Below are 23,025 nucleotides of genomic sequence, written 5' to 3' on the forward strand. Positions count from 1 at the left end.
AATTAGGTTTATGTCACACCTATACCTCGTAAGAGGTCGGAAGATGACCCGCTAAACAAGTAATGTTACGGTCGGAAACAATTCATGTTTTCAGTCAAAAGTCTTATTGTTTTCAGACCGATTGAATGAAGTCAGCCGGAACGCTAATCCCCAATAGACTGAAATTCGACTCAGTAGAAAACCGTTTATTGACTATATCCTATATAAAGAACTGTCCCCTTATCTAGTATCGAGGTACTAAATAAGGGGACTATTTCTTTTCCGTCCTGTGGATCAGTGCCACAGTATCGGTTATTGCTTATCTGAGAGGTAGGCGCGCTACATCATCAAGAGTAAAATCATCTGTCCCGACAGAATACGAAGGAACATCGACAGCGGATAAACCGTAGAGTATCCTACCGACGGAGCATCCAACGCAGTTGCCTGATTGGCGTAGGCCAATGCCGGAGGGTCGGTGTTACTACCGGCTATCAATCCCATCAGCGTGAAGTAATTCACTTTGAAGTACAACCGGGCAATGGCCCCAATGATAAGTAAAGGGATTATCGTAATCAGGAATCCGGTTCCTACATAAAGGAGCCCGTCGCCTTCAACCACTGTCTGCACAAAGTTAGCACCGGCTTCAATACCCACGCTGGCCAAGAAGAGTACGATACCTATTTCACGAAGCATCAGGTTGGCACTCATCGTGGTGTAAGTCACCAAACGGAATTTATGTCCGAATCGTCCGATCAGAATGGCTACTACCAACGGTCCACCGGCTAATCCCAGTTTGACCGGAGTCGGTATGCCGGGGAAAGCGATCGGTAGGCTTCCCAGTAGAATACCGAGGAAAATACCGACGAAGATGGTTACGATATTTGGGGTGTCCAAACGCTTCAACTGGTTGCCTAGCGCACCGGCTACACGTTCCACAGCATCTTCCTGACCTACCACCATTACACGGTCACCCACTTGGAGCACCAGGTTGGGGTCGGCGAACAGGTCCATACCCGAACGATTGACACGGGTCACGTTGACACCGTACATACTGCGGAAATGCATCACACCGAGTGTTTTACCGTTGACTTCCGGCTTGGTAACCAGGATACGGCGAGATACCATCGGAAGGTCTTGTTTCTCCCAGTCGAGTACGATCTCTTTACCGATAAAAGCCGAAACAGCAGCCGCGTCATCTGCCGAGCAAACAACGAATATCTGGTCGCCCGAATTGAAAACAGTATCGTGGCTGGGAATAGTCACATGTCCGTCGTGACGCAAACGTGAGCAGACAAACTGACGGCCGAGGTACTTCTTCACTTCCAGCAAGGTCTTGCCGTCGATCGACTCATTACGTACTTCGAGGCTCATCATGTGAGGCTTGTGTTGGGTGTCGCTAGTTTGAGCTTGCAGGTTCTCTTCTTCTTGGTTGAGATTGATGCGGAAGATGTAACGGATAGCGATAATGGAACCGATGATACCAACCACACCCAGGGGATAGGCACAAGCATAACCGAGCGCAATCTGCGGTCCGCTATAACTCAACTGGTTCAACGCTTCCTGAGCGGCACCAAGTCCCGGGGTATTGGTCACAGCTCCATAGAGAATACCTACAATCATCGGTAACTCGATACGTCCTGCCCAAAGGAAATACAACCCTAATGCTACGGCGATGTTCAACACAACGATGCCTACTGCCAACAGATTGAGCGTCATTCCTCCTTTTTTAAAGGAAGAGAAGAAGGAGGGACCTACCTGAAGACCGATGCAGAAGACGAACAGGATCAAACCAAACTCACGCACGAAATGTAAGATGTGCGTGTCGGCTGTGAATCCGAAATGTCCCATCAGGATACCGACAAATAAAACAAACGTGACTCCTAAAGATATTCCGAATACCTTTATCTTCCCTAAGTACACACCGGCCGCCACTACGAAAGCGTAGAGGAGTACGATGTGTGCCACAGAACTAGAGTCCCACAATAAACTTTGTAACCATTCCATAATATTATAATTAGCTTTTTTGATGATATTTCCCGGAAAACGGGTGCAAAATTAGCTATAACATTGCAGCTAATCAAATATTTCCATCCTTTTATTTATACTCCGTCCGACCGACAGAATGGTAGCTTTTAGTGCGAATTTTTTCTAAAAAAAAGATTCATATTAAGTAATTGGTTATATTTGCAGGCTTAAATAAGAGCAATTGGCAAGAAATAGGTAAAGATAATTATAAAATTTGGTTCTAATTTTAAATAAACTATGGCAGACAAAAAAGAAAAACTCTTCTCTGATTTTTCTCCTGTCTCTACCGAACAGTGGATGGCAAAGGTTACGGCAGACTTGAAGGGAGCTGATTTTGAGAAGAAACTTGTTTGGAAAACAAACGAAGGCTTCAAGGTGAAACCCTTCTATCGGATGGAAGACCTCGAAGGATTAAAAACAACAGATGCACTTCCGGGCGAGTTCCGTATCTCAGAGGTACAAAGAAGGACAATAACGAATGGCTGGTACGTCAGGAAGTTAGAGTTGAATCCCCCAAAGAAGCAAACACGACGGCATTGGATATCCTGAACAAAGGAATCGATTCTCTCTCTTTCCATCTCAAGGCAAAAGAGTTGGATGAGGCGTATCTCGAAACTCTGCTGAACGACATTCAGGCCGAATGCGTGGAGCTGAACTTCTCGATCTGTCAGGGACACGCTGTGAAGCTGGCGGAACTCTTGGTAGCGTATTTTCAGAAGAAAGACTATGACGTGAAGAAACTACATGGTTCGATCAACTATGACTTCTTCAACAAAATGCTTACCAAAGGTAAAGAAAAAGGAGACACGCTGCAAGCTGCCAAAGCGTTGCTCGAAGCAATCCAACCTCTTCCTTTCTATCGGGTGCTGAATGTAAACGCTCGCTCGCTCAACAATGCCGGTGCGTACATCTCCCAAGAACTAGGCTATGCTCTAGCGTGGGGTAACGAATACATGAGTCAACTCACAGAGGCTGGTATTCCGGCTGCTGTAGTGGCTAAGAAAATCAAATTCAACTTCGGTGTCAGTTCCAACTATTTCCTCGAAATAGCCAAGTTCCGTGCCGCTCGTTTGTTATGGGCGAATATTGTTGCGTCTTATCAACCCGAATGTTTGCGCGACTGCGATAACAAGGGAGCTAACGATGAATGTCGTTGTGCGGCTAAGATGAAAGTACATGCCGAAACATCGACTTTCAACCTTACCCTCTTTGATGCTCACGTAAACCTACTCCGTACGCAGTCTGAAGCGATGAGCGCGGCGTTGGCCGGAGTCGATTCGATGACCGTTGTACCGTTTGACGCTACTTATGGAACTCCGGACGAGTTCTCCGAACGTCTGGCTCGTAATCAACAATTGCTGTTGAAAGAGGAATCGCACTTCGAGAAAGTGATCGATCCCGCAGCCGGATCTTACTATATTGAGAATCTTACAACAGCTATTGCCAAGCAAGCTTGGGAACTATTCCTGTCGGTAGAAGAAGCCGGCGGATTCTATGTTGCCATCAAAGAAGGCTCTGTGCAGGCAGCTGTGAACGAAAGTAATAAAGCACGCCATAAGGCGGTAGCTCAACGCCGTGAAGTTCTATTGGGTACAAATCAATTCCCTAACTTCAACGAACAAGCGGGCAACAAAGCGCCTCTGGAGAAGACTTGCTGCTGCGGTGGACAAGAGACTTGTGAGAAGGATGTGGATACTCTGATCTTCGATCGGGCTTCCAGTGAGTTTGAAGCGTTGCGTCTCGAGACAGAAGCCTCCGGCAAACGTCCGAAAGCGTTTATGTTGACCATTGGTAACCTGGCTATGCGGCAGGCTCGTGCACAGTATTCGTGCAACTTCCTGGCTTGTGCCGGCTATGAAGTGATCGATAACCTCGGATTTGAAACGGTAGAGGCCGGTGTGGAAGCTGCAATGGCTGCCAAGGCGGATATCGTTGTCATCTGCTCCAGTGATGAGGAATATGAAACGTATGCTGTTCCGGCTTATCAGGCTTTGAACGGTCGTGCACTGTTCATCGTTGCCGGTAATCCCGAATGTACCGATGCTTTGAAAGCTTCCGGTATTGAGAATTTCATCCATGTTCGCGTCAATGTGCTCGAAACATTGAAAGAGTTCAACGCTAAATTATTGAAGTAAGATGAGAAAAGATTTTAAGAACATCGATATATATGCCGCATTTCAGCCGGTAAATGGTGCTGAATGGCAGAAAGAGAACGGGATCGCCGCCAATTGGAAGACCCCGGAACACATCAATGTAAAACCTGTTTATACCAAAGAAGACCTCGAAGGTATGGAACATCTGGAGTATGCTGCCGGACTTCCTCCATACCTACGTGGACCCTATTCGGTAATGTACACCCTGCGTCCGTGGACCATTCGCCAGTATGCCGGATTCTCCACAGCCGAAGAATCGAACGCGTTCTATCGCCGTAACCTGGCTGCCGGTCAGAAGGGGCTTTCCGTAGCATTCGACTTGGCTACGCACCGCGGCTACGACCCCGATCACGATCGCGTGGTGGGTGACGTTGGAAAAGCGGGTGTTTCTATCTGTTCACTCGACAATATGAAGGTTTTGTTCGATGGTATTCCGTTGAATAAAATGTCCGTTTCGATGACCATGAACGGTGCCGTACTTCCTATCATGGCGTTCTATATCAACGCTGGTTTGGAGCAAGGTGCTAAATTGGAAGAGATGGCCGGAACAATCCAGAATGATATCCTGAAGGAATTCATGGTACGTAATACCTATATATATCCACCCGCATTTTCGATGAAGATCATCTCCGATATCTTCGAATATACTTCGCAGAAGATGCCTAAGTTTAACTCGATCTCGATCTCCGGTTATCACATGCAGGAAGCAGGTGCTACGGCGGATATTGAGTTGGCTTATACGCTGGCCGATGGGTTGGAGTATCTACGTGCCGGAACAGCTGCCGGAATCGATATCGATGCGTTCGCTCCACGTTTGTCATTCTTCTGGGCCATTGGTACAAACCATTTCATGGAGATTGCCAAGATGCGTGCCGCACGTATGTTGTGGGCCAAGATTGTGAAACAATTCAATCCGAAGAATCCTAAATCACTGGCTTTGCGTACGCACTCGCAAACATCGGGATGGTCGCTTACCGAGCAAGATCCGTTCAACAATATCGGCCGTACCTGTATCGAAGCCATGGCTGCTGCATTGGGACATACCCAATCACTGCATACCAACGCGTTGGATGAGGCTATCGCTTTGCCAACCGACTTCTCCGCACGTATCGCCCGTAACACACAGATCTATATTCAGGAAGAGACCTATGTTTGTAAGAATGTAGACCCGTGGGGAGGTTCGTACTACGTAGAAGCTCTTACCGACGAACTGGCTCATAAGGCTTGGGAACATATCCAGGAAGTTGAAAAACTAGGTGGTATGGCAAAAGCAATTGAGACCGGTATACCCAAGATGCGTATCGAAGAGGCGGCTGCCCGTACACAGGCTCGTATCGACAGTAGAGCGCAAACCATTGTGGGTGTGAATAAGTATCGTCTGGAGAAAGAAGATCCGATTGATATTCTTGAAATTGACAATACGGCTGTTCGACTGGAACAAATCGACAACCTGAAGCGTTTGAAAGAAGGACGCAACGAGGCTGAAGTACAGAAAGCGCTCGAAGCGATCACGAAGTGTGTGGAGACCAAAGAAGGTAACCTGCTCGAATTGGCTGTAGAGGCTGCTCGTCTACGTGCTACTTTGGGTGAGATTTCCTCTGCTTGCGAGAAGATAGTAGGACGTTATAAAGCAGTAATTAGAACAATATCAGGCGTGTATTCATCAGAGAGTAAAAACGATGGCGACTTCCAACGGGCTTGTAAACTGACCGCTGAATTTGCCAAGAAAGAGGGACGTCAACCTCGTATAATGGTTGCTAAGATGGGACAAGACGGTCACGACCGTGGTGCGAAAGTAGTTGCCACCGGATATGCCGACTGTGGTTTCGACGTGGATATGGGACCTTTGTTCCAGACTCCGGCGGAAGCTGCTCGCGAAGCCGTTGAGAATGATGTCCATGTAGTTGGTGTATCTTCGCTGGCTGCCGGTCATAAAACCTTGGTTCCACAGATCATCGCAGAACTAAAGAAGTTAGGCCGTGAAGACATTGTAGTCATTGCCGGTGGGGTAATTCCTGCGCAGGATTATGATTTCTTGTACAAGGCGGGTGTTGCAGCAATCTTCGGTCCCGGTACTCCGGTAGCCCGTGCTGCTTGCCAGATTCTGGAGATCCTGTTGGACGAAGAGTAGTCCCGGTTTGCTATATCCGACCTCATCGGTGAGGCTCAAAAAGCTTCTCTCATGATTTGGGGCGTGTCTAGCTTCCATACAAGTAAGCTAAGTATTCACACATCGGAACATCTGTTCGGAGAGTGAGGATAGAAATATGTAGGGGTTGTCCGAAAAGTCGGATAGCCCCTATTTTACTAGGAGTACTATCTGTTTTGTGAAGTCCGTATATGGAACGTAGCCCGTTCCCAACAGGAACTCTACGATAATATGTACGACGTAGATCCTACCACTCCGGGACTTTGTGCTACTGGAAGTTCAACGAAGGTGGAGGGGATATAGCCAAAGATTATACAGAGAACGGAAACGATGCCAAATCCTATGCCGACGCTTTATGGCCGAGTGGTATCGAAGTAACACAGAAAAATAAGTAATAATCAGTAAACCGGTTGCTACGCGCAAATTGATTATTTGAAATAATCCTCGTAAATGCGGCCTAAGGTTCGTGCTTACGGGGGTTGTTTTCTTTTTTCTCTCTTTATGTGGCAGGTGCAAAATAATCGCTTAACTTTGTAAGCTGTTAATATAAAAAAAAGAAGAAGTCAGAATGATAGTTTGCATAGCTGAAAAGCCATCTGTCGCACGCGATATAGCCGAAGTACTCGGCGCTCATAGCCGAAGGGAAGGATATATAGAAGGAAACGGATACCAAGTGACCTGGACATTCGGTCATCTTTGTACCCTCAAAGAGCCTCACGAATATACCCCCTCCTGGAAATCATGGAGTTTGAGTAGTCTGCCTATGATTCCGCCACGCTTCGGTATCAAGCTGATAGGGAACCCCTCCTACGAGAAGCAATTTAAGGTTATTGAGGGACTGATGCAGAAGGCCGATGAGATTATCAACTGTGGGGATGCCGGCCAAGAAGGAGAACTGATTCAGCGATGGGTGATGCAGAAGGCAGGCGCACGCTGTCCGGTGAAACGTCTGTGGATCTCTTCACTGACCGAAGAAGCTATACGTGAAGGATTTGCCAAACTGAAAGACCAGGCTGACTTCCAACCGTTGTACGAAGCCGGACTGAGTCGGGCCATCGGCGACTGGCTACTGGGTATGAACGCTACACGCTTGTATACCATCAAATACGGACAAAACAAACAAGTACTCTCCATCGGACGTGTGCAAACACCAACGTTGGCACTCATCGTAAACCGACAACTGGAGATTCAGAACTTTACGCCCCGGCAATACTGGGAGCTGAAAACCGTTTACCGGGATACTACCTTCTCCGCTCTAATCAAGAAGAGTGAGGAAGAACTTATGCTGGAAGAAGATAAAAAGAAAGAGGCAGCCAAGAAGACAAAGAAGGAAGAAGAAAACCGCGGAATAGACCCTATCGAGAGTTTGGAACAGGGCGAGTCGTTGGTCGAACAGATCCGGAACTCGCCGTTTGCCATTACCGATGTGTCGAAGAAAGAGGGTCGGGAATATCCACCCCGCTTGTTCGACTTGACCTCTTTGCAGGTAGAGTGTAACAAGAAGTTTGGCTACTCGGCCGATGAAACGCTGAAAATCATCCAGTCACTGTACGAGAAGAAAGTCGCCACCTATCCGCGTGTAGACACGACTTTCCTGAGTGACGATATTTATCCCAAATGTCCGGGCATCCTGAAAGGGCTTCGCGACTATGAGGTGCTGACTACCCCGTTGGTGGGAAAGACGCTAACGAAATCCAAGAAAGTGTTCGACAATACGAAAGTGACCGATCACCATGCCATTATCCCTACCGGACAACATCCGCAGAACCTGACCGATATGGAACGACGCGTATTCGATATGATTGCCCGCCGCTTCATTGCCGTGTTCTATCCCGACTGTAAAGTCGCCACGACCACCGTGTTAGGTGAAGTGGAAAGCATCGAGTTTCGGGTAACGGGCAAGCAGATACTCGAACCGGGCTGGCGTGTTGTATTCGGTGTGCCTGAGAATGTAAACGCTCCCGAAGATAAAGATGAAAAAGAGGGCGAAGAGGAGAGTGTGTTACCTGCCTTTGTGGAAGGAGAAAGTGGTCCCCATCTTCCCATTCTGAATGAGAAATGGACCCAGCCACCTCGTCCGTATACGGAAGCTACCCTGCTTCGGGCTATGGAAACCGCGGGAAAGTTGGTCGACAACGATGAGTTGCGTGATGCCTTGAAGGAGAACGGAATCGGGCGTCCATCTACCCGTGCCGCGATTATTGAGACCTTATTCAAGCGAAACTACATACGGAAAGAACGTAAGAACCTCATTGCTACCCCTACGGGTGTGGAGTTGATACAGATCATTCACGAAGAACTTTTGAAGTCGGCAGAGCTGACCGGAATCTGGGAGAAGAAACTGCGCGAGATCGAAAGGAAGACATACGATGCCCGTCAATTCTTGGAGGAACTGAAACAGATGGTTTCCGAGGTTGTGATGAGTGTCCTTTCCGATAACTCCAACCGACGGATAACCATTCAAGAAGCGGTATCTGTTCAGCAAGAGGAGAAGGGGAAGAAGGAGACTAAGAAACGGGAACGCAAACCGGCAGCTCCGAAGAAGAAAGCTGCTCCGACGAAACCGGCTGCTGAACCCGTAGCAGGTAATGCAACTCCGAGTAGTGCTGCGCCAAGCTCGTCAACTCCGGCTGGTACACCGGCTACACCCAATGCCCAAGCTGCTAATACTGTAGACCCGTTAGTTGGACAGACTTGCCCGCTATGTGGCAAAGGAACGATTATCAAAGGAAAAGCAGCCTATGGCTGTTCGGAGTGGCGAAGCGGCTGCACCTATCGGAAAACCTTTGAGTAGGCTCACCTGGTTGTCAGTTAGTTGAAAAACCGGCTTAGGTAATACCTTTTTTTGCATGTGCGTATTGTTTAAGTTCCGGCTCCTTCTACACGCTCTAACCCCTGATTTTGCCGGTGATCCCGTTTAACGGAGTGATTAAGCTGTTGAAAGCGCGCTATACTTTCGGCCAATAGTAAGGGCTACCCTGTATCGGAGCAGCCCTTGCTGTTATTTCATTTTATAATGATTCTGGCGCTATTGCACTTATCCTTTCGCATATTCCTTGTGGAATTCAACGACCGCTTCTATTCCCTTGCGGAAGATATCGAGCGAGAAATTCTCATTGGGCGAGTGAATGGCATTCGATTCCAAACCAAATCCCATCAGTACCGTCTTGATACCCAACACCTGTTCGAACGTAGAGATAATAGGAATACTACCTCCCCGGCGTACCGCCAATGGCTTCTTGCCAAAAGCTTTCTCAAACCCTTTCTCAGCCGCCTGATAAGCCGGAAGAGAGATGGGGCAAACGTAGCCTTGTCCTCCGTGAAGCGGCGTGATTTTCACCTGTACCGTCTCCGGAGCGATGCTTCCGATATAGTCCACGAACATCTGCGAGATCTTGTGGTGATCCTGATGTGCAACCAAGCGGCAAGATACCTTTGCGTATGCCTTCGATGGCAGTACAGTCTTCGAACCTTCACCCGTATAACCTCCCCAGATGCCACAAACATCGAAAGAGGGGCGACAGCTGTTACGCTCGAGCGTACTATATCCTTTCTCTCCGGAGAGAGCTTTTACGCCAATCGCTTCTTTGTACTTTTTCTCATCAAAGGGGATGTGAGCGATCATATCCCTTTCTGTTTGCGGTACTTCCTCCACCTCGTCATAGAATCCGGGGACCGTGATACGTCCATCGGAGTCTGTTACCTTACTGATTAGCTGGCAAAGGGTATTGATGGGGTTGGCTACCGCACCTCCGAAGTGTCCGGAGTGTAAGTCACGGTTCGGGCCTGTCACTTCAATCTCCCAGTAAGCCAATCCGCGCAGCCCCGTGGTGAGCGAGGGCAGATCAGCACCCAGCATACTCGTGTCCGATACCAGAATCACATCCGCTTTGAGAAGCTCCTTATGGTCTTCACAGAATGCTTCCAGGCTCGGAGAACCTATTTCCTCTTCACCTTCAAAGATAAACTTCACATTATTCTTCAGCAAACCATTCTTTACCAGATATTCGAAAGCCTTGACCTGAATAAAAGACTGCCCTTTATCGTCGTCAGCTCCACGCGCCCAGATACGTTCGTCCCGTATTTCCGGTTCAAACGGTTGACTCTTCCACAGTTCCAACGGTTCGGCAGGCATCACGTCGTAGTGAGCGTACACCAATACTGTTTTGGCATTGGGGTCTACTGTCTTCTGTGCGAAAACCACCGGGTTACCTTTCGAAGGCATCACGAGAGCTTCGTCTACGCCTGCTTCCAAGAGAAGCTGTGCCCAACGTTCGGCACATGCCAACATATCGTCCTGATGTTCAGGTAACGCACTGATACTGGGAATACGGATAAGGCTGAACAAGTCCTCCATCATTTTAGGCTCGTTCGATAGAATGTGTTTCTGAATTTCGTCCATTTATAATTGAGTTGTTTTATCCAATAAATAATAATCGAGTATGGTCATAGCCGCCATTGCCTCTACGATGGGCACTGCGCGAGGCAATACACAAGCATCATGACGTCCACGCGCTTTGAGAGTCGTGTCTATTCCGTCCAGATTAACTGTTTCCTGCTCCATCAATAACGTGGCTATCGGTTTGAATACTACCCGGAAGTAAATATCCTGTCCGTTGCTGATACCGCCCTGAATACCACCGGAGTGGTTCGTATGCGTTTCAATCCGGCCATTGTTGTTGTAGAAGACATCGTTTTGTTCCGATCCCCTCATCTTTAGTCCCTTGAAACCTTCACCATATTCAAAAGCCTTGGCAGCGTTGATGCTCAACATCGCATTACCCAATGCAGCGTGCAGCTTACCGAATACCGGTTGCCCGAGTCCGATGGGACAATTCTTGATCACGCAAGTCAGTGTACCACCGATTGTATCGCCTTCTCCTTTCACCTTATAAATAAGGTCGCCCATCTCTTTGGCTTTTTCAGTATCCGGACAGCGTACATCATTGGTTTCTATCAAGTCCAAATTGTAATCCGAATACGTACCTTCGAGCTTAATCGGTCCCACTTGTGACGTATAGGCAGTGATGCTGATACCCAGCTGTCGGAGTGCCAGTTTGGCCAACGCACCCGCTACAACGCGTGAAATCGTTTCCCGAGCCGAAGAACGTCCTCCTCCTCTGTGATCCCGATGCCCATATTTCACCGTATAGGTATAGTCAGCGTGTGAAGGGCGATATACCCCCTTTAGGTTATTGTAGTCGTTGGGATGTTGATTCTTATTCCAAATGATAAAGCCAATCGGGCATCCGGTTGATTTTCCTTCGAATATTCCGGACAAAAACTCTACTTGGTCCGGCTCTTTGCGCGGTGTCGTAAGGATCGATTGTCCCGGACGGCGCCGGTTCAGTTCCTGTTGCACGAATTCCTCGTCGATGATGATTCCTGCGGGGAATCCATCAATAACGCCTCCCACACCTTTACCGTGTGATTCGCCGAAGCTGGTGAGGCAATAAATATTTCCAAATGAATTAAACATAGTTGTGGCCTTTAAAAGTTTACTACATGCAAATATAACAAACTTTTTGATAGAATTGTTGCTAATGCGAAATATCTGTATCCGAAATATGCGATTTGTTTTGAAAAAAGCAGAACAGGCTTATTCAGTATGCTTTTGAGTAATTTTGCAAGTCGGTTGTAGTAAAATGGAACATTAATATTCCGTTTTTGACCGATTGGGCGGTTTAAAAAGCCTGTGATCTTAAAAAAGAGCCATATAAAACGAAGAATAGGACTTGCCGTATTGAAAAAAATGTCCTTACTTTGTGACGTTTTTTTTATATCGTGGTGAGTCATGCTCTATTTTTCTTTTTACATGGAGTTTGATTCTTAAATAGTAACTAAACAATAATTTTATGAAAAAGAATCTGTTTTATTTATTTGCATTAATCTGTTCGGTAAGCCTATTCACCGGTTGTAGTGACAGTGACGATAATAAGGGTGGCGGTAGTGATACCGACCTAACAGGCATCACCGGTACATATAAAGGTGAATTATCAGTAACCTTAGAGAGTATTCCTATCGGTACATCTACACAACAAATCTATGTAACCAAAGAAGGCGACAACCTTGTGAAGCTGGAGTTGAAGGACTTCTCTATTGTGATTGGCGAAGCCGAATTAGCTGTAGGCGACATTGTGGTTCCTAATATTCTTGGCGGGCGAAACGAGCAAAGTTGATTTGCAAGAGACCAGCGTGACAATCAATCATCCTGATCTGGGTGAGCTGCGGGTTAAAGTGAGCGGAACGATTGTCGGTGAAAAGGCTGACTTCTTCATTGTGGTATACGCTGTAACCTTGAAGCAGAATATCAATGTGGTTTTTGACGGTGAACGTGCCAGTAAGGAAGTTATCGACTACGCCAACGAAGTGAAAGCCTGGTATGTGCGTCAGGAATTGACAGTCTCTGGAGCCGAATTTGAGGTAAAATACCCTACTGATGGTATTGAAGTTGTGTCTGCCGGATATAACAAAATAGGAATCAAAGCATTTTCATTAACTTGTTCCAACGGTGAGAAGACGTATACAAGAAGCATCAAAGTCGATGCAACCAATTTGCTGATTGGCGAAGATGGCATGACTATTGATCCTGTAAAGCAAACATTAGCGAATAAGACGTATGGAGATGCGGAGATGGTGTTGACCGGAAAATTTGCGGATAACACGCTGACGCTGAATATATCGATGGTCATCGGAGACTTGAAACTCGAATATATATATAAGGGAGGTAAGAAGAATACAGATGCTCTGATTGAAAAGATGACAGTTGACCATGAACTGGTTGTCTTTCAGCCGGAAGTGGAACTTGGAAGTGCTTCGAATAAGATTGTGTTCTTTGTAAAAGAGGAAACAACCGATGAGCAATTGAAAAGCTTGCTGATCCCGGTATTCCAGTTCTCACCCGGATCCACGGTTACCTTAGGTGCGGGAGAATATACTCCGGGCGCAGTTATTGATTTCACTGCAAAGCAAACGCTGAAGGTGAAATCGGAGAGTGGTAAGAAAACAACTACTTATTATATTACCGCTCAGAGAATGAGTAGTTTTAAAACAGACCTGAATGCTTGGGAAACTAAGAACCTCGAATCAACCAAGCCTCATGAGAAGTACGAAGAGCCTATCAATGGTTGGGGAACTTCCAATGAAGGAGTTAAGTGGATTAAATCGATGTATCCGAAACTGTATGCTACTGATGCTCCTTATGCCGTATTGCCTACCGAAAGTTCAAAATCGGGCAAGGCAGCCCGTTTGGAAACTTTGAATACAACGGGACAGGCAGGCGTAGGCTCATTTATACCGGCTATTCCTGTAGTTACGTCGGGTACTGTATTTTCGGGTATCTTTGAAGTGAATATATCGAATACACTGATGAGTACGAGGTTCGGTTATCCCTGTACGAAGAAACCGATAGCATTTAAGGGCTCTTATAAGTATACGCCGGGTGAAGTGTATTACGTTTGTGCCGATCCTAAAAAGGCGAATGTAGTTACTAAGGATGAAAGCAAGACAGACGCACCTGCGCTGAATGCGGTGCTGTTTGAAGTCGATAATTATGCTGCCGACTATCTGGATGGAACCAACCTGTTGACTTCCGATAAGATTGTAGCCAAAGCATCGGTAGATGGTAAGACTCAGGCAGAGTATGTCGACTTCTCGGTTAACTTTGACTTTGGAACAAAGACATTTGACTCAACGAAAAAGTATAAGTTAGCTATTGTATGCTCTTCCAGCAAGGACGGTGATAAGTTTACCGGTGCTCCGGGAAGCGTACTTTATGTAGATAATCTTGAAGTAACTTTTTAATATAAATCATTCACTAAATTTTAAAATCGTGAAAAGAAACTTAGTTTATTTATTAATGCTTGTTTGCTCCGTGACTCTGTTTACGGGATGTAGCGACGATGATGATGATAAGGTTAACCCGTTTGGGACTTATGCGGGAACTTTGGATGTGGTTTTGACCACGTTAGGTGATGAGCCGATACCTTTCCAATCATCCGAAAGCGTTCAGCTTATCAAGGGTAGCTCTGATACGAACTTCTCCTTTCTGCTTAAGAATCTTATATTAAATCCGGGTGCTGATGGCGCGATGCCTATCGGTCATATTAACATCGATAATATCGACTTGGTTTCGGTGAAAGATGGTGAGTACACCTTTACGAAGAAAATCTCCAATCTGACAATTGCAGCCGGAGATAAAGCAGGGATAGATAAAGATGGCTGGATGGGTCCGACGCTCGGAGTATTGTACCCAGCAGGTATTCCTGTCGAATTGGAGGGAACGATAAAAGGGAATAAGGTGACTGTGAATCTGAAAATTGTATTGGAAGATATGATGGACATTGCTGTGAAGTTCGCGGGCACTAAGTAAACGCGTATTTCTATATAACAGACTCGATCAAAAAGAGGAGGTAGTTTAGGCTATCTCCTCTTTTTTTGTTGAATAAAGACCGGTTTCGTTGGAGGAATAATCTCTGAGCATATCTTATGAAATTGCTCGAATAACCGGGAATTAGACGAAGTGTTTTTTTTCTTAAAAAGATAGCTTTACGGTGAACAATTATAAAAAACTATTGTTTTTTCTTTAGTTTTTTTGTTCAAGGGGATTATATCTTCTAGCGAAAAAGCGTTTAGAAAACAATCGCATGCTTTCGAGATAATCAAACATCGGAAGGACTTGAAAAGAGGGGATAAAACATAAAATAGTATACAAATCAGGGATTAGCCCGGCTCGGATAGACTAGGCCATTTAGAGATAATCTTTAATTTACTTTAAATAAAGTAGATACTCAATATCATAAATTACTCACTAAAAAACAGAAAATCGTGAAAAAGAATTTATTTTATTTGCTTTTACTTACTTGTTCAATAAGTTTGTTTACAGCATGCAGCGACGACGATGACGACGTAAAGCTGCCTATCGAGACTGATCTTGCCGGAACGTATAAAGGCGACTTGAGCGTTGTTGTAGATAATGCCCAGATGCCTTCGGTTCCTCAACGTATTACCATTTCCAAATCAGCTAAGGGAAATAACCAGATCGCCCTGTCTATAAAAGATTTCAGCTTCGCGACATTCAATGTAGGCGATATTGAAGTTGATCCTTGTCAGGTGAAAGCTATCAGTGGCGGTTACTCTTTTGAAGGTAAGCAGACCCTGGTTTTGGCGGCTCCGCTGGGTAGTTGTCCCGTTACCATCACCGGTACGGTGAAAGGCAATAAGGTTGACATACAGATCGGTGTTGAAGTTGCCGGCCTGAATCAGACTGTGAAGGCCAACTTCGCCGGAACCAAACTTGCCGGCAACGAAAGTGCGGAAGCTAAAATCTTAACCTTCGCATTCGATAGCGAACTAGTTACCCAACAGCCTGTGATTGATGATGCCAACGGTACGATCTCTTTCAAGGTGAATGACGCGGCAACGGATGAGCAACTCAAACTGACTCCGGTACTGACCATCTCCGAAAAAGCAACCGTTACTCCGGCTACCGGTGTGGTGCAGGATTTCTCGAACGGAAAGTCTGTAACCTATACCGTCATGGCTGAGAATGGGACTATGAAGAAGTACGTTGTGTCTATTGCGGGAAGAAATCAGGTGACATCTTATGACTTCGAGACATGGGTTGCCGGTGTGCCGGACGAACCGACGATTAGCTTTCATGATCCGAGTGGATGGAGCTCAAGCAATAAAGGTTCATTCATGTTGAAAATGATGCAATTAACCGATCGGGATGTAGTTACCCAGACTAGTGATGCACATGGTGGCAAGTCTGCTGCCCGAATTGAAACGCTGGATTCTCAGGGAGCCGAAATATTTGGTATTAAAGTTCCAAAAGTTACTACCGGGTCCTTGTTCTTGGGATCTTTTGAAATTGATTCAAATAACACTTTGAACAGTACCAAGTTTGGTATTAACTATACCAAGAAGCCGATTTCTTTGAAAGGCTTTTTTAAATATACTCCCGGAGCGACTTATTACGCGAGTACGGTTGCTGCTCCTAACGTAGCTACGGTTGATGCGACTAAAAACGATCAATTTGCCATTAAGGTGGTGCTTTATACCGTTAAGAACGTCGTTACCGATCCCGAAGATTGGTCCGACTACCTGACCGGAGTTGCGAATGACGACGCTACCTATCCCGATAATAACATCTATACTTCTTCCCGCGTTGTTGCGATTGGTTCCTTAGAGGGCGGAGCGCAAACTGCTTGGAAAGAGTTCGATCTTAAACTGGAATATAAGCAAGCGTTCGACGCAACTAAGAAGTACCGAATGACTATCGTATGTTCTTCCAGCAAGGATGGCGACAAGTTTAGCGGTGCACCGGGTAGTGTACTAACCGTAGACGATTTCGAACTGATTGTTGAATAACAACCAACCGATACCGTATCAAATGAGGGGGCTTTTAGTCCCCTTTTTTGATGTCCGATAGGAGGGGAGCTTCCCGCCTGCAAACACCCCTTTTCCAATCCCCTCCAAACCTCTAAAATCTTCCCTGATAAGTTAAAAACCTAAAAATGTTTGGTATGTGACCGAATGGTTACTTATATTTGTGACCGCTTAGTCACATCAACAATTACGAGTTATGAGTAAAGAAAGAGACAGAGAACAATCCGAAGACAAACTAATCAACGCCGTAGGAGAACTGATCGCAGAAGTCGGCTTCGAAGGCTTGGGAGTCAATCAGGTAGCCAAGCACGCAGGCTTTTCGAAGAACCTGATCTATCGCTATTTCGAATCGTTAGACGGTTTGATATACGCCTACATGAAGAAGAACGACTTCTGGCTGAATGCCCCTATGGAAATGCCCGAGACAGCCGATATCCGAAGCTATCTGAAAGCATTCTATCGGCGGGAGATAGTCGAGTTCAGAGCCAGTATCGCCCTGAAAAGGCTGCGGCGGTGGGAGCTGTCCACCGATAAAGAATTTGTGGTACAGCTTCGTGCTCAACGCGAACAGAAAGGTGTGCACTTTATGCACATGATGTCCCAGTTCGCCAAAGCCGACAAAGCACAAATACAAGCCATATCCGCCCTGCTCGATGCGGGAATCGTTTACCTCGCCATCTTCGAAGAAAACTGCCAGATGTACAACGGTATCGATATTCAGAGCGATGAAGGTTGGCAACAGATAGCACAAGGCATCGACCTGCTGGTCGATATAATGATAAAATAATGCATATGAAAGAAATCTCGTTAAGTGTCATGCTTGCCGCAGCCACCTTGAGTTGCAGTGCGCAAAGTAAGTCCGTAGAATTCGGTCCCGGCAACCTCAAAGTTGCCATTGAACAAGGCGAATCCTGGTTGCACGATTTCCCCCTGTTCTGGTTCGTCAAAATGAAGAACTCCCCGCAGATCGCCATCTGGACCGAAGATCCCGAAGGAAATTTCCTTGAAACCATTTACGTAAGTAAAAAGACCGCCCGACAAGGATGGGTAGCCGCCGGAGGCAATCGTCGCAAAGAATCCCTTCCCTGTTGGAGTCATGCGCAGGGCAAGCAGTATGCCGACGGACTCTACCTGCCAACGAAAGGCGAACCGCTGCCCGATGCCGTCACGGGAGCCACTCCCAAAGGTAGCTTCGGCGTACATATTCAGCCCGGTGAGCAGGTGCGGCAACTGATTGTGAAGTGTGAGTTCAACCATTCGGTGGACTTCAACGAGGCCTATCCCAAGGACGCTAAAGAAGGAGACGCGAATTATTCCGGTGGCAAGTTAGGAAGCGGACAACCCGCTGTCGTCTATCAGGTTACGGTCGATCTGACTTCGGGACAGCAAGTCTTTCAAGGAAAGTTGATCGGTCACAGCAGTCCCGACGGGTCCGATGGTGCGATCTACCCCGATACTTCGAAGCTCACCACTGCGCTGGACATTGTCAAGTCCGTCACCGTATCTGTGAATCCGTAAACCGATATACCTGTAAACAGCTATGCCCATGTTCCCATTTCTACTGTTCGGATGCGCCACCGATGCATCCTATTATACCCTGTCGGGGCAGAAACATACCTATCACCGGATTATCTACAAGCATTCCGCCTGTCTGGACGAAGGCATCATGCGCGTGTATGACGAGTTCTACCGAGCCATCAACCCCTTCGATTCGCAGTCCACCATTTCGCACGTCAACCGGAACGAAGCCGTTCAGTTGGACCCTCTCTTTATCGAAGCCTTCAACCGGGCGATGGAGTTGGCTAAGCAGACCGACGGAGCGTTTGACCCCACCTGTGCTCCCCTGATCAATCGATGGGGTTTTGGGTACGAGGAGCGGCCTGAAGCTGCGCAAGCGGAGTCCCTCGAATACCTGAAAACCTACGTAGGGTACGATAAAATTGAGCTTTCCCACGACGTGATCGTCAAACAAGACCCACGTGTTCAGTTGAACTTCTCCGCCATTGGTGACGGGTTTGCGTGCGAGGTTATTGCCCGCTACCTCGAGGGACAAGGCGTGCGCGACTACCTGGTGGATATTGGTGGCGAGATGATTGCCAGCGGAAAGAACCCATCCGGCAACGACTGGAGCGTAGGCATCGTGCAACCTCCCAAGCAACTGGGTGGGAGTCCGGCCGATACGTTCAGTGCCATCCTGCATCTTTCGGGCAAGGCGGCACTCGCTACCTCCGGCAATTACAACAACTTCCGACGTGTGAATGGCAAGTTGCGGGGGCATACCATCGACCGTGGACCGGTTACCCGGTGGAGACTAACGTGCTGAGTGTGACCGTTATCGCCCCCGATTGTGTAACCGCCGACGCCTATGCCACCGCCTTGCTTGTTTCCACCGAAGACCGACTGGACCGGTTGCTCCACGCCGCTATCGATTACTACATAATCTATTTAGATGCTGCGGACAACTATCGGATCAGGCAATCCGAGGGGATGAAGCGCTATATCCGTTAAAAAATTTACGCACAATGTGACCACTTGGTTACATCTAATAACAGAAAACAATAAAGCAATGAAAACAAACAAAGTATTCACCCTTTTAGGGCTTGGCGCTGCGACTGCCGGAGCGCTGACATCATGCAACAACGAACTACTCGAATATCAGCATGGAGATATTCAAGTTGTGGTAGAGAAAGGCGATGCGTGGCTGCACGACTTCCCCTTATTTCTAGGGATCGAGAAGAAGAACCCGCCACAGATTGCGATGTGGATCGAGGACATGAGCGGGAAGTATATCTCCACCATCTACGTGACTCATAAGATAGCCACCGAATCGTGGCAGGCCAACAAAGGCAACCGGCGTAAAGAGCGTTGCCTGTTTGGTGTTATGCCCGTGGTGTGGTCTATCCCGATGGTTTGTATGTGCCGACCAAAGACGAGCCGGTCACCGATGCGGTAACGGGGGCAACCCCGCAGGGGAGTTTTGACATCAAGATGACCCCGGTCGGTAGCCTGAGCCAGTTTGTCGTCAAGGTAGAGGTGAATCATTCAACCGACTGGAACGATAACTATCCGAAGAATGCGCAGGAGGGTGATTCCAACTATTCGGGCGGCAAAGAGGGGAGCGGACAACCGGCCGTTGTGTACGCTGCGACTGTGGATCTGGCTTCCGGCGTCAAGCAATACAAAGCGAGTCTGATCGGGCATAGCAGCCCCAATGGTAGCAACGGAGCCGTGGACGCTGATACCTCTTCGCTGACTACGGCTACCCACATTGTGAAAGAAATAACGATCAATATTCAATGATATGAAAAAGAAACTATTCATGCTGCTAGCTTGTTTCACCCTGCTAACAGCTCATGCGCAAACCGATCGTCAGGCGTGTCGGATCTCTTATGCAACTACCCTCGGCACGGGATTGGCGATGAGCACGCCCTCATCAACGCCTTTCACCTGGCAGGTATTGGGGTACTATAACCTGACCGACCGATGGGCTGTTGGTGCGGGCACAGGGCTTTCATTCTATGAGAAAACGTTGATCCCGTTGTTTGGCGATGTCCGGTTTCAGCTGGGAAAAACGCGTCGGTTCACCCTTATGCCGAGTTGGGCGTGGGGTATGCCTTTGCTCCGCAGCGCAAGGTGAACGGTGGTTTTTTCATCAACCCCTCCATTGGTGTACAATACCCGCTGGCCGGGAAGATGAAGTTGCAGTTGGCTGTCGGCTATGAGTTGCAAGAGTTTGAACGGTTGAAAACTCAGACGGACAATCAGTTCCGTAAGGAGTTTGCCGAACAGCTCAGCCACCATTCGCTGTCCGTTCGTTTGGGCTTGAAGTTTTGACCGATTCATTTTTTGAATGGGGTGTTTCGGTTGATTCTTAGCTGGGAAATGGGTTTGGTAGCTGATTGGGACTGTGGGTTTTTCAGCTAAAGGATTGGAGGTGAACCGCTTATTTTGCCCCTTTTCATCGAATGTTTTCGGGGGAATGATGCTTTTGGCTGCCGCAAAGCGGGATTGTTAGCTGAAAGGGGCAACCGATTCTCATCAGCGGAATAGGGGGTGTTACCAATTCGGAAAGCGAACTCTAATGTTGAAAAAAGAGATGATTAATCGCTCATTTTCTCCCTTTTAATCGAATGATTTCGGGTACTTGATGCCTTTAACTGCCGCAAAGCGGATTCGTCTAATACGGAGAGTCGTTCGATTCTTAGCTGTAAAGTGGGTTCATTAGCTGAGAGTTTCACCCAATTTCCAGCAATAAAAGGAAGTTTGTGCCCAATTCAACTACTGGACTCGAAACCTCAAACAACTTAGGTGAACCACTTATTTCCCCCATTTCATCGATTGTTTTCAGGTAATTGATGCTTGTGAATGCCGCAAAACAGACTCGTTAGCCGATGGGCAACAGCTGTATTTGCGGCATTCCGCTGCTTACAGATTCATTGCGTTGGCTCCCAAAGCTCCGGCTATTGCCGATGCCACAGCGATGACGACTTTCAGAATCTTATCCCAAATAGATTTCTTAGCTGACATGATTTTTACCTCCTTTCTTCCTCTTTTGTAACAGCGCGCGTTTGACGAGGCTGCTCCTCCAAAACGCACGCTGTTGGTTAGCTAACTCTGTACTACGTAGCGCTTGTCTGGGCAAGCCATTGAGTGACATCGAAACAGGGACAGAGCTTGATCCATTCTTCCGGCTCTATTTCGCCGTTGTTGTTGAGGTCCGGACTCAGGTCGCGGTGGCCACATACCCGGCAATCAGGGAATCGCTGGCTGAGTTGGTGAACCAACAGTCGAAGAGCGGTCTGCTGTTCCTCCGTGCGGGTATCCGCCGGATGGCCTTCGCAGTCGAGTCCGCCTTCGTAGCAGATGCCGATGCTGTTTGCATTGAAACCTTTGGCATGCGCCCGATGCTTTCGAGGGGACGAGTGAGGTGCACCGTTCCATCCTTGCGGATGTAGTAGTGATAGCCTATCCCGTTGAATCCACGTCGGCGGTGGTCCGTCTCCAAGTCAAAAACGGTCAGCGTGCGGTCGGCACGAGTGGCTGAACAATGGATTACAAGTAAGTTAATCTTTCTCATGATTCGATAATTTTAAATTGAGCATTTCCATCACTTTGTTTGGGTCGGAGTGCCCGCCGGTGGCTTGCGTCTTTGCGCTCGCTACACCAACCGGAGGGACGCTCCGACAACTAACCGATGGCCCTAAATTGTGGGGTCCGGAGCTTCACCGCCACCGTCGCCGGGTTCTTCGGGCTCTTCTCCTTCGCCTCCATTGAGCAGCTTCAACTGTGCATCGAGGTCCACAAAGTCGATCCGATCCTCCTTCGTTCCGGGTTCAGGTTGGGCCGGATGCTGTTCGAAGCACGAAAGCAGATGCGTATCGCCTGGATATTCTCCGACAGACAATCTTCTTTCTTTTCCGTCCCTTTGGTGGTGGCCGAAAGGCTGAACACACCGAAATTCTCGATGTTCACCGCGTGACCGTTGTACAGCTCGGTGCGTAACTCTTCGACAAAGCCGCTGATCACATTCAGAATATCACCCTGCGAAAGCGAACTTTTCTCTTTCATTCGCTTCGAGATCGACGCCAGCGTGGCCGACTTACCCCAGACAATGAGCTGGGGATAATACTTCCCGTCGGACTTTGGGTCAATGGGCGACTTACGTAAAATTCTTTTGTAAGTAACTGACATTTTATACTCGTTTAAAGATTGATTAAGATGCTGATTTTCAACATCTCCGATAGACTTGTCGAATCAGTGGCGGCGCCTGTCCTACGGTTCTTTCAAGCCTTTGCAAATATACCGCATGCCGAAATTATGGGAGTACTTACTTGTACGTATCGGTACGTATCGAAACCTACTGATACGTACTTTGATCTACTTTGACGTATTTTGTCTTACTTTTCTTCATTTTTTTTGCCTAAACGCTTGCTTTTGTTATGATAAATTTGTATTTTTATGTCCACTAAGAGGGATTCTTGAACGATTAAAAAACTACTATATGGATGAAGAATTTAAAATACGCGTCTATGCGAAGGTCGAATTGGCGCAACTTTACTCTCCCTACCTCACGCCGGAAGGTGCATTGCGGAAATTGCAAAAGTGGATACGCCGTAACCCGTCTTTGTCGCGGGAACTCTATCGAGGCCCCGAAGGAAAGAACGAGCAGGCATTCAGCAAACGACAGGTAGAACTGTTGACCCGTTACCTGGATACGCCGTGAGCGTTCTCCTTACGCGTACGTAGCGCGCGTTACAAATTTAATTATTAAGAAGGGGGCGCGTTTTTGGGGGGTGGGGGGGACCACCCCGTCGACCTCCCCCCCTACCC

15 protein-coding genes and 6 pseudogenes are annotated in these 23,025 nt (G+C 47.4%); 15 read left to right on the top strand and 6 right to left on the bottom strand.

Annotated features, from left to right (window positions below):
• Nucleotides 1–318 precede the first annotated feature (318 nt).
• Nucleotides 319–1,983, bottom strand: coding sequence for a putative transporter (locus tag JCM10512_RS16345; protein WP_044164754.1), 1,665 nt, complete (start codon nucleotides 1,981–1,983; stop codon nucleotides 319–321).
• 258 nt (nucleotides 1,984–2,241) lie between these two features.
• Between JCM10512_RS16345 and mutA the strand changes: the two are divergent.
• The 4 genes and pseudogenes from mutA (at nucleotide 2,242) to JCM10512_RS16365 (ending at nucleotide 9,100) form a co-directional block, all read left to right on the top strand.
• Nucleotides 2,242–4,139, top strand: a pseudogene (gene mutA / locus JCM10512_RS16350) (methylmalonyl-CoA mutase small subunit).
• A gap of 1 nt (nucleotide 4,140) precedes the next feature.
• Entirely contained in the window at nucleotides 4,141–6,288 is a 2,148-nt protein-coding gene (scpA, locus tag JCM10512_RS16355; protein WP_044164755.1) for a methylmalonyl-CoA mutase, read from the top strand.
• Between the two features lie 195 nt (nucleotides 6,289–6,483).
• Nucleotides 6,484–6,701 (top strand): annotated as a pseudogene (locus JCM10512_RS16360) (hypothetical protein); the annotation flags it as partial.
• A 173-nt stretch (nucleotides 6,702–6,874) separates the two neighbouring features.
• A complete protein-coding gene (locus JCM10512_RS16365) occupies nucleotides 6,875–9,100 on the top strand; it encodes a DNA topoisomerase 3 (RefSeq protein WP_044164756.1) in 2,226 nt (741 codons plus the stop codon).
• 243 nt (nucleotides 9,101–9,343) lie between these two features.
• Here JCM10512_RS16365 and JCM10512_RS16370 read toward each other — a convergent pair whose 3' ends face one another.
• On the bottom strand, nucleotides 9,344–10,708 hold the full coding sequence (locus JCM10512_RS16370) for a dipeptidase (protein ID WP_044164757.1): 1,365 nt from the start codon (nucleotides 10,706–10,708) through the stop codon (nucleotides 9,344–9,346).
• Nucleotides 10,709–11,785 carry a chorismate synthase gene (gene aroC / locus JCM10512_RS16375; RefSeq protein ID WP_044164758.1) on the bottom strand — a complete coding sequence of 359 codons (1,077 nt, stop codon included), beginning with the start codon at nucleotides 11,783–11,785 and terminating at the stop codon, nucleotides 10,709–10,711.
• A 376-nt stretch (nucleotides 11,786–12,161) separates the two neighbouring features.
• On the opposite strand from aroC, the gene JCM10512_RS16385 reads away from it, so the two are divergent.
• From JCM10512_RS16385 to JCM10512_RS24235, 10 genes and pseudogenes are all read left to right on the top strand, one after another.
• Entirely contained in the window at nucleotides 12,162–12,485 is a 324-nt protein-coding gene (locus JCM10512_RS16385) for a calycin-like domain-containing protein (RefSeq protein ID WP_052517260.1), read from the top strand.
• The gene (locus JCM10512_RS21545) at nucleotides 12,460–14,109 is read left to right on the top strand and encodes a PCMD domain-containing protein (protein ID WP_148298439.1); all 1,650 of its coding nucleotides are present in this window, start codon (nucleotides 12,460–12,462) and stop codon (nucleotides 14,107–14,109) included. Before JCM10512_RS16385 ends, JCM10512_RS21545 begins: the two co-directional genes overlap by 26 nt.
• Before the next feature lie 28 nt (nucleotides 14,110–14,137).
• A complete protein-coding gene (locus tag JCM10512_RS16390; RefSeq protein ID WP_148298440.1) occupies nucleotides 14,138–14,677 on the top strand; it encodes a calycin-like domain-containing protein in 540 nt (179 codons plus the stop codon).
• 455 nt (nucleotides 14,678–15,132) lie between these two features.
• On the top strand, nucleotides 15,133–16,677 hold the full coding sequence (locus tag JCM10512_RS16395) for a PCMD domain-containing protein (RefSeq protein ID WP_044164761.1): 1,545 nt from the start codon (nucleotides 15,133–15,135) through the stop codon (nucleotides 16,675–16,677).
• 214 nt (nucleotides 16,678–16,891) lie between these two features.
• The gene (locus JCM10512_RS16400; protein ID WP_044164762.1) at nucleotides 16,892–17,482 is read left to right on the top strand and encodes a TetR/AcrR family transcriptional regulator; all 591 of its coding nucleotides are present in this window, start codon (nucleotides 16,892–16,894) and stop codon (nucleotides 17,480–17,482) included.
• A gap of 29 nt (nucleotides 17,483–17,511) precedes the next feature.
• Entirely contained in the window at nucleotides 17,512–18,213 is a 702-nt protein-coding gene (locus JCM10512_RS16405; protein WP_148298441.1) for a T9SS type B sorting domain-containing protein, read from the top strand.
• Between the two features lie 148 nt (nucleotides 18,214–18,361).
• Nucleotides 18,362–19,203: pseudogene (locus JCM10512_RS24940) on the top strand (FAD:protein FMN transferase).
• Nucleotides 19,204–19,261: 58 nt separating this feature from the next.
• Nucleotides 19,262–19,995, top strand: a pseudogene (locus tag JCM10512_RS16415) (hypothetical protein).
• 1 nt (nucleotide 19,996) lies between these two features.
• The gene (locus JCM10512_RS24230; protein ID WP_244437251.1) at nucleotides 19,997–20,332 is read left to right on the top strand and encodes a hypothetical protein; all 336 of its coding nucleotides are present in this window, start codon (nucleotides 19,997–19,999) and stop codon (nucleotides 20,330–20,332) included.
• Nucleotides 20,299–20,529 carry a hypothetical protein gene (locus JCM10512_RS24235; protein WP_244437253.1) on the top strand — a complete coding sequence of 77 codons (231 nt, stop codon included), beginning with the start codon at nucleotides 20,299–20,301 and terminating at the stop codon, nucleotides 20,527–20,529. The genes JCM10512_RS24230 and JCM10512_RS24235 overlap by 34 nt, the downstream gene beginning before the upstream one ends.
• Before the next feature lie 591 nt (nucleotides 20,530–21,120).
• Here JCM10512_RS24235 and JCM10512_RS22810 read toward each other — a convergent pair.
• From JCM10512_RS22810 to JCM10512_RS16430, 3 genes and pseudogenes are all read right to left on the bottom strand, one after another.
• A complete protein-coding gene (locus JCM10512_RS22810; protein WP_158332228.1) occupies nucleotides 21,121–21,222 on the bottom strand; it encodes a smalltalk protein in 102 nt (33 codons plus the stop codon).
• Nucleotides 21,223–21,314: 92 nt separating this feature from the next.
• Nucleotides 21,315–21,772: pseudogene (locus tag JCM10512_RS22115) on the bottom strand (N-acetylmuramoyl-L-alanine amidase).
• A 123-nt stretch (nucleotides 21,773–21,895) separates the two neighbouring features.
• Nucleotides 21,896–22,386, bottom strand: a pseudogene (locus JCM10512_RS16430) (HU family DNA-binding protein).
• A gap of 310 nt (nucleotides 22,387–22,696) precedes the next feature.
• Between JCM10512_RS16430 and JCM10512_RS16435 the strand changes: the two are divergent.
• Complete coding sequence (locus JCM10512_RS16435; RefSeq protein WP_044164764.1) at nucleotides 22,697–22,918, top strand: DUF4248 domain-containing protein; 222 nt, start codon at nucleotides 22,697–22,699, stop codon at nucleotides 22,916–22,918.
• Nucleotides 22,919–23,025: the final 107 nt, after the last annotated feature.

Origin of the sequence: Bacteroides reticulotermitis JCM 10512 (assembly GCF_000517545.1) — a bacterium.
GTDB classification, from domain to species: domain Bacteria; phylum Bacteroidota; class Bacteroidia; order Bacteroidales; family Bacteroidaceae; genus Bacteroides; species Bacteroides reticulotermitis.

Bases quoted from the DNA above. Each gene is read 5' to 3' on its own strand.
- JCM10512_RS16370 (WP_044164757.1), bottom strand. From the start codon at position 10,708: ATGGACGAAATTCAGAAACACATTCTATCGAACGAGCCTAAAATGATG.
- JCM10512_RS16385 (WP_052517260.1), top strand. From the start codon at position 12,162: ATGAAAAAGAATCTGTTTTATTTATTTGCATTAATCTGTTCGGTAAGC.
- JCM10512_RS24230 (WP_244437251.1), top strand. From the start codon at position 19,997: ATGAAAAAGAAACTATTCATGCTGCTAGCTTGTTTCACCCTGCTAACA.
- scpA (WP_044164755.1), top strand. From the start codon at position 4,141: ATGAGAAAAGATTTTAAGAACATCGATATATATGCCGCATTTCAGCCG.
- aroC (WP_044164758.1), bottom strand. From the start codon at position 11,785: ATGTTTAATTCATTTGGAAATATTTATTGCCTCACCAGCTTCGGCGAA.
- JCM10512_RS16345 (WP_044164754.1), bottom strand. From the start codon at position 1,983: ATGGAATGGTTACAAAGTTTATTGTGGGACTCTAGTTCTGTGGCACAC.
- JCM10512_RS22810 (WP_158332228.1), bottom strand. From the start codon at position 21,222: ATGTCAGCTAAGAAATCTATTTGGGATAAGATTCTGAAAGTCGTCATC.
- JCM10512_RS16405 (WP_148298441.1), top strand. From the start codon at position 17,512: ATGCTTGCCGCAGCCACCTTGAGTTGCAGTGCGCAAAGTAAGTCCGTA.
- JCM10512_RS16400 (WP_044164762.1), top strand. From the start codon at position 16,892: ATGAGTAAAGAAAGAGACAGAGAACAATCCGAAGACAAACTAATCAAC.
- JCM10512_RS16365 (WP_044164756.1), top strand. From the start codon at position 6,875: ATGATAGTTTGCATAGCTGAAAAGCCATCTGTCGCACGCGATATAGCC.
- JCM10512_RS16435 (WP_044164764.1), top strand. From the start codon at position 22,697: ATGGATGAAGAATTTAAAATACGCGTCTATGCGAAGGTCGAATTGGCG.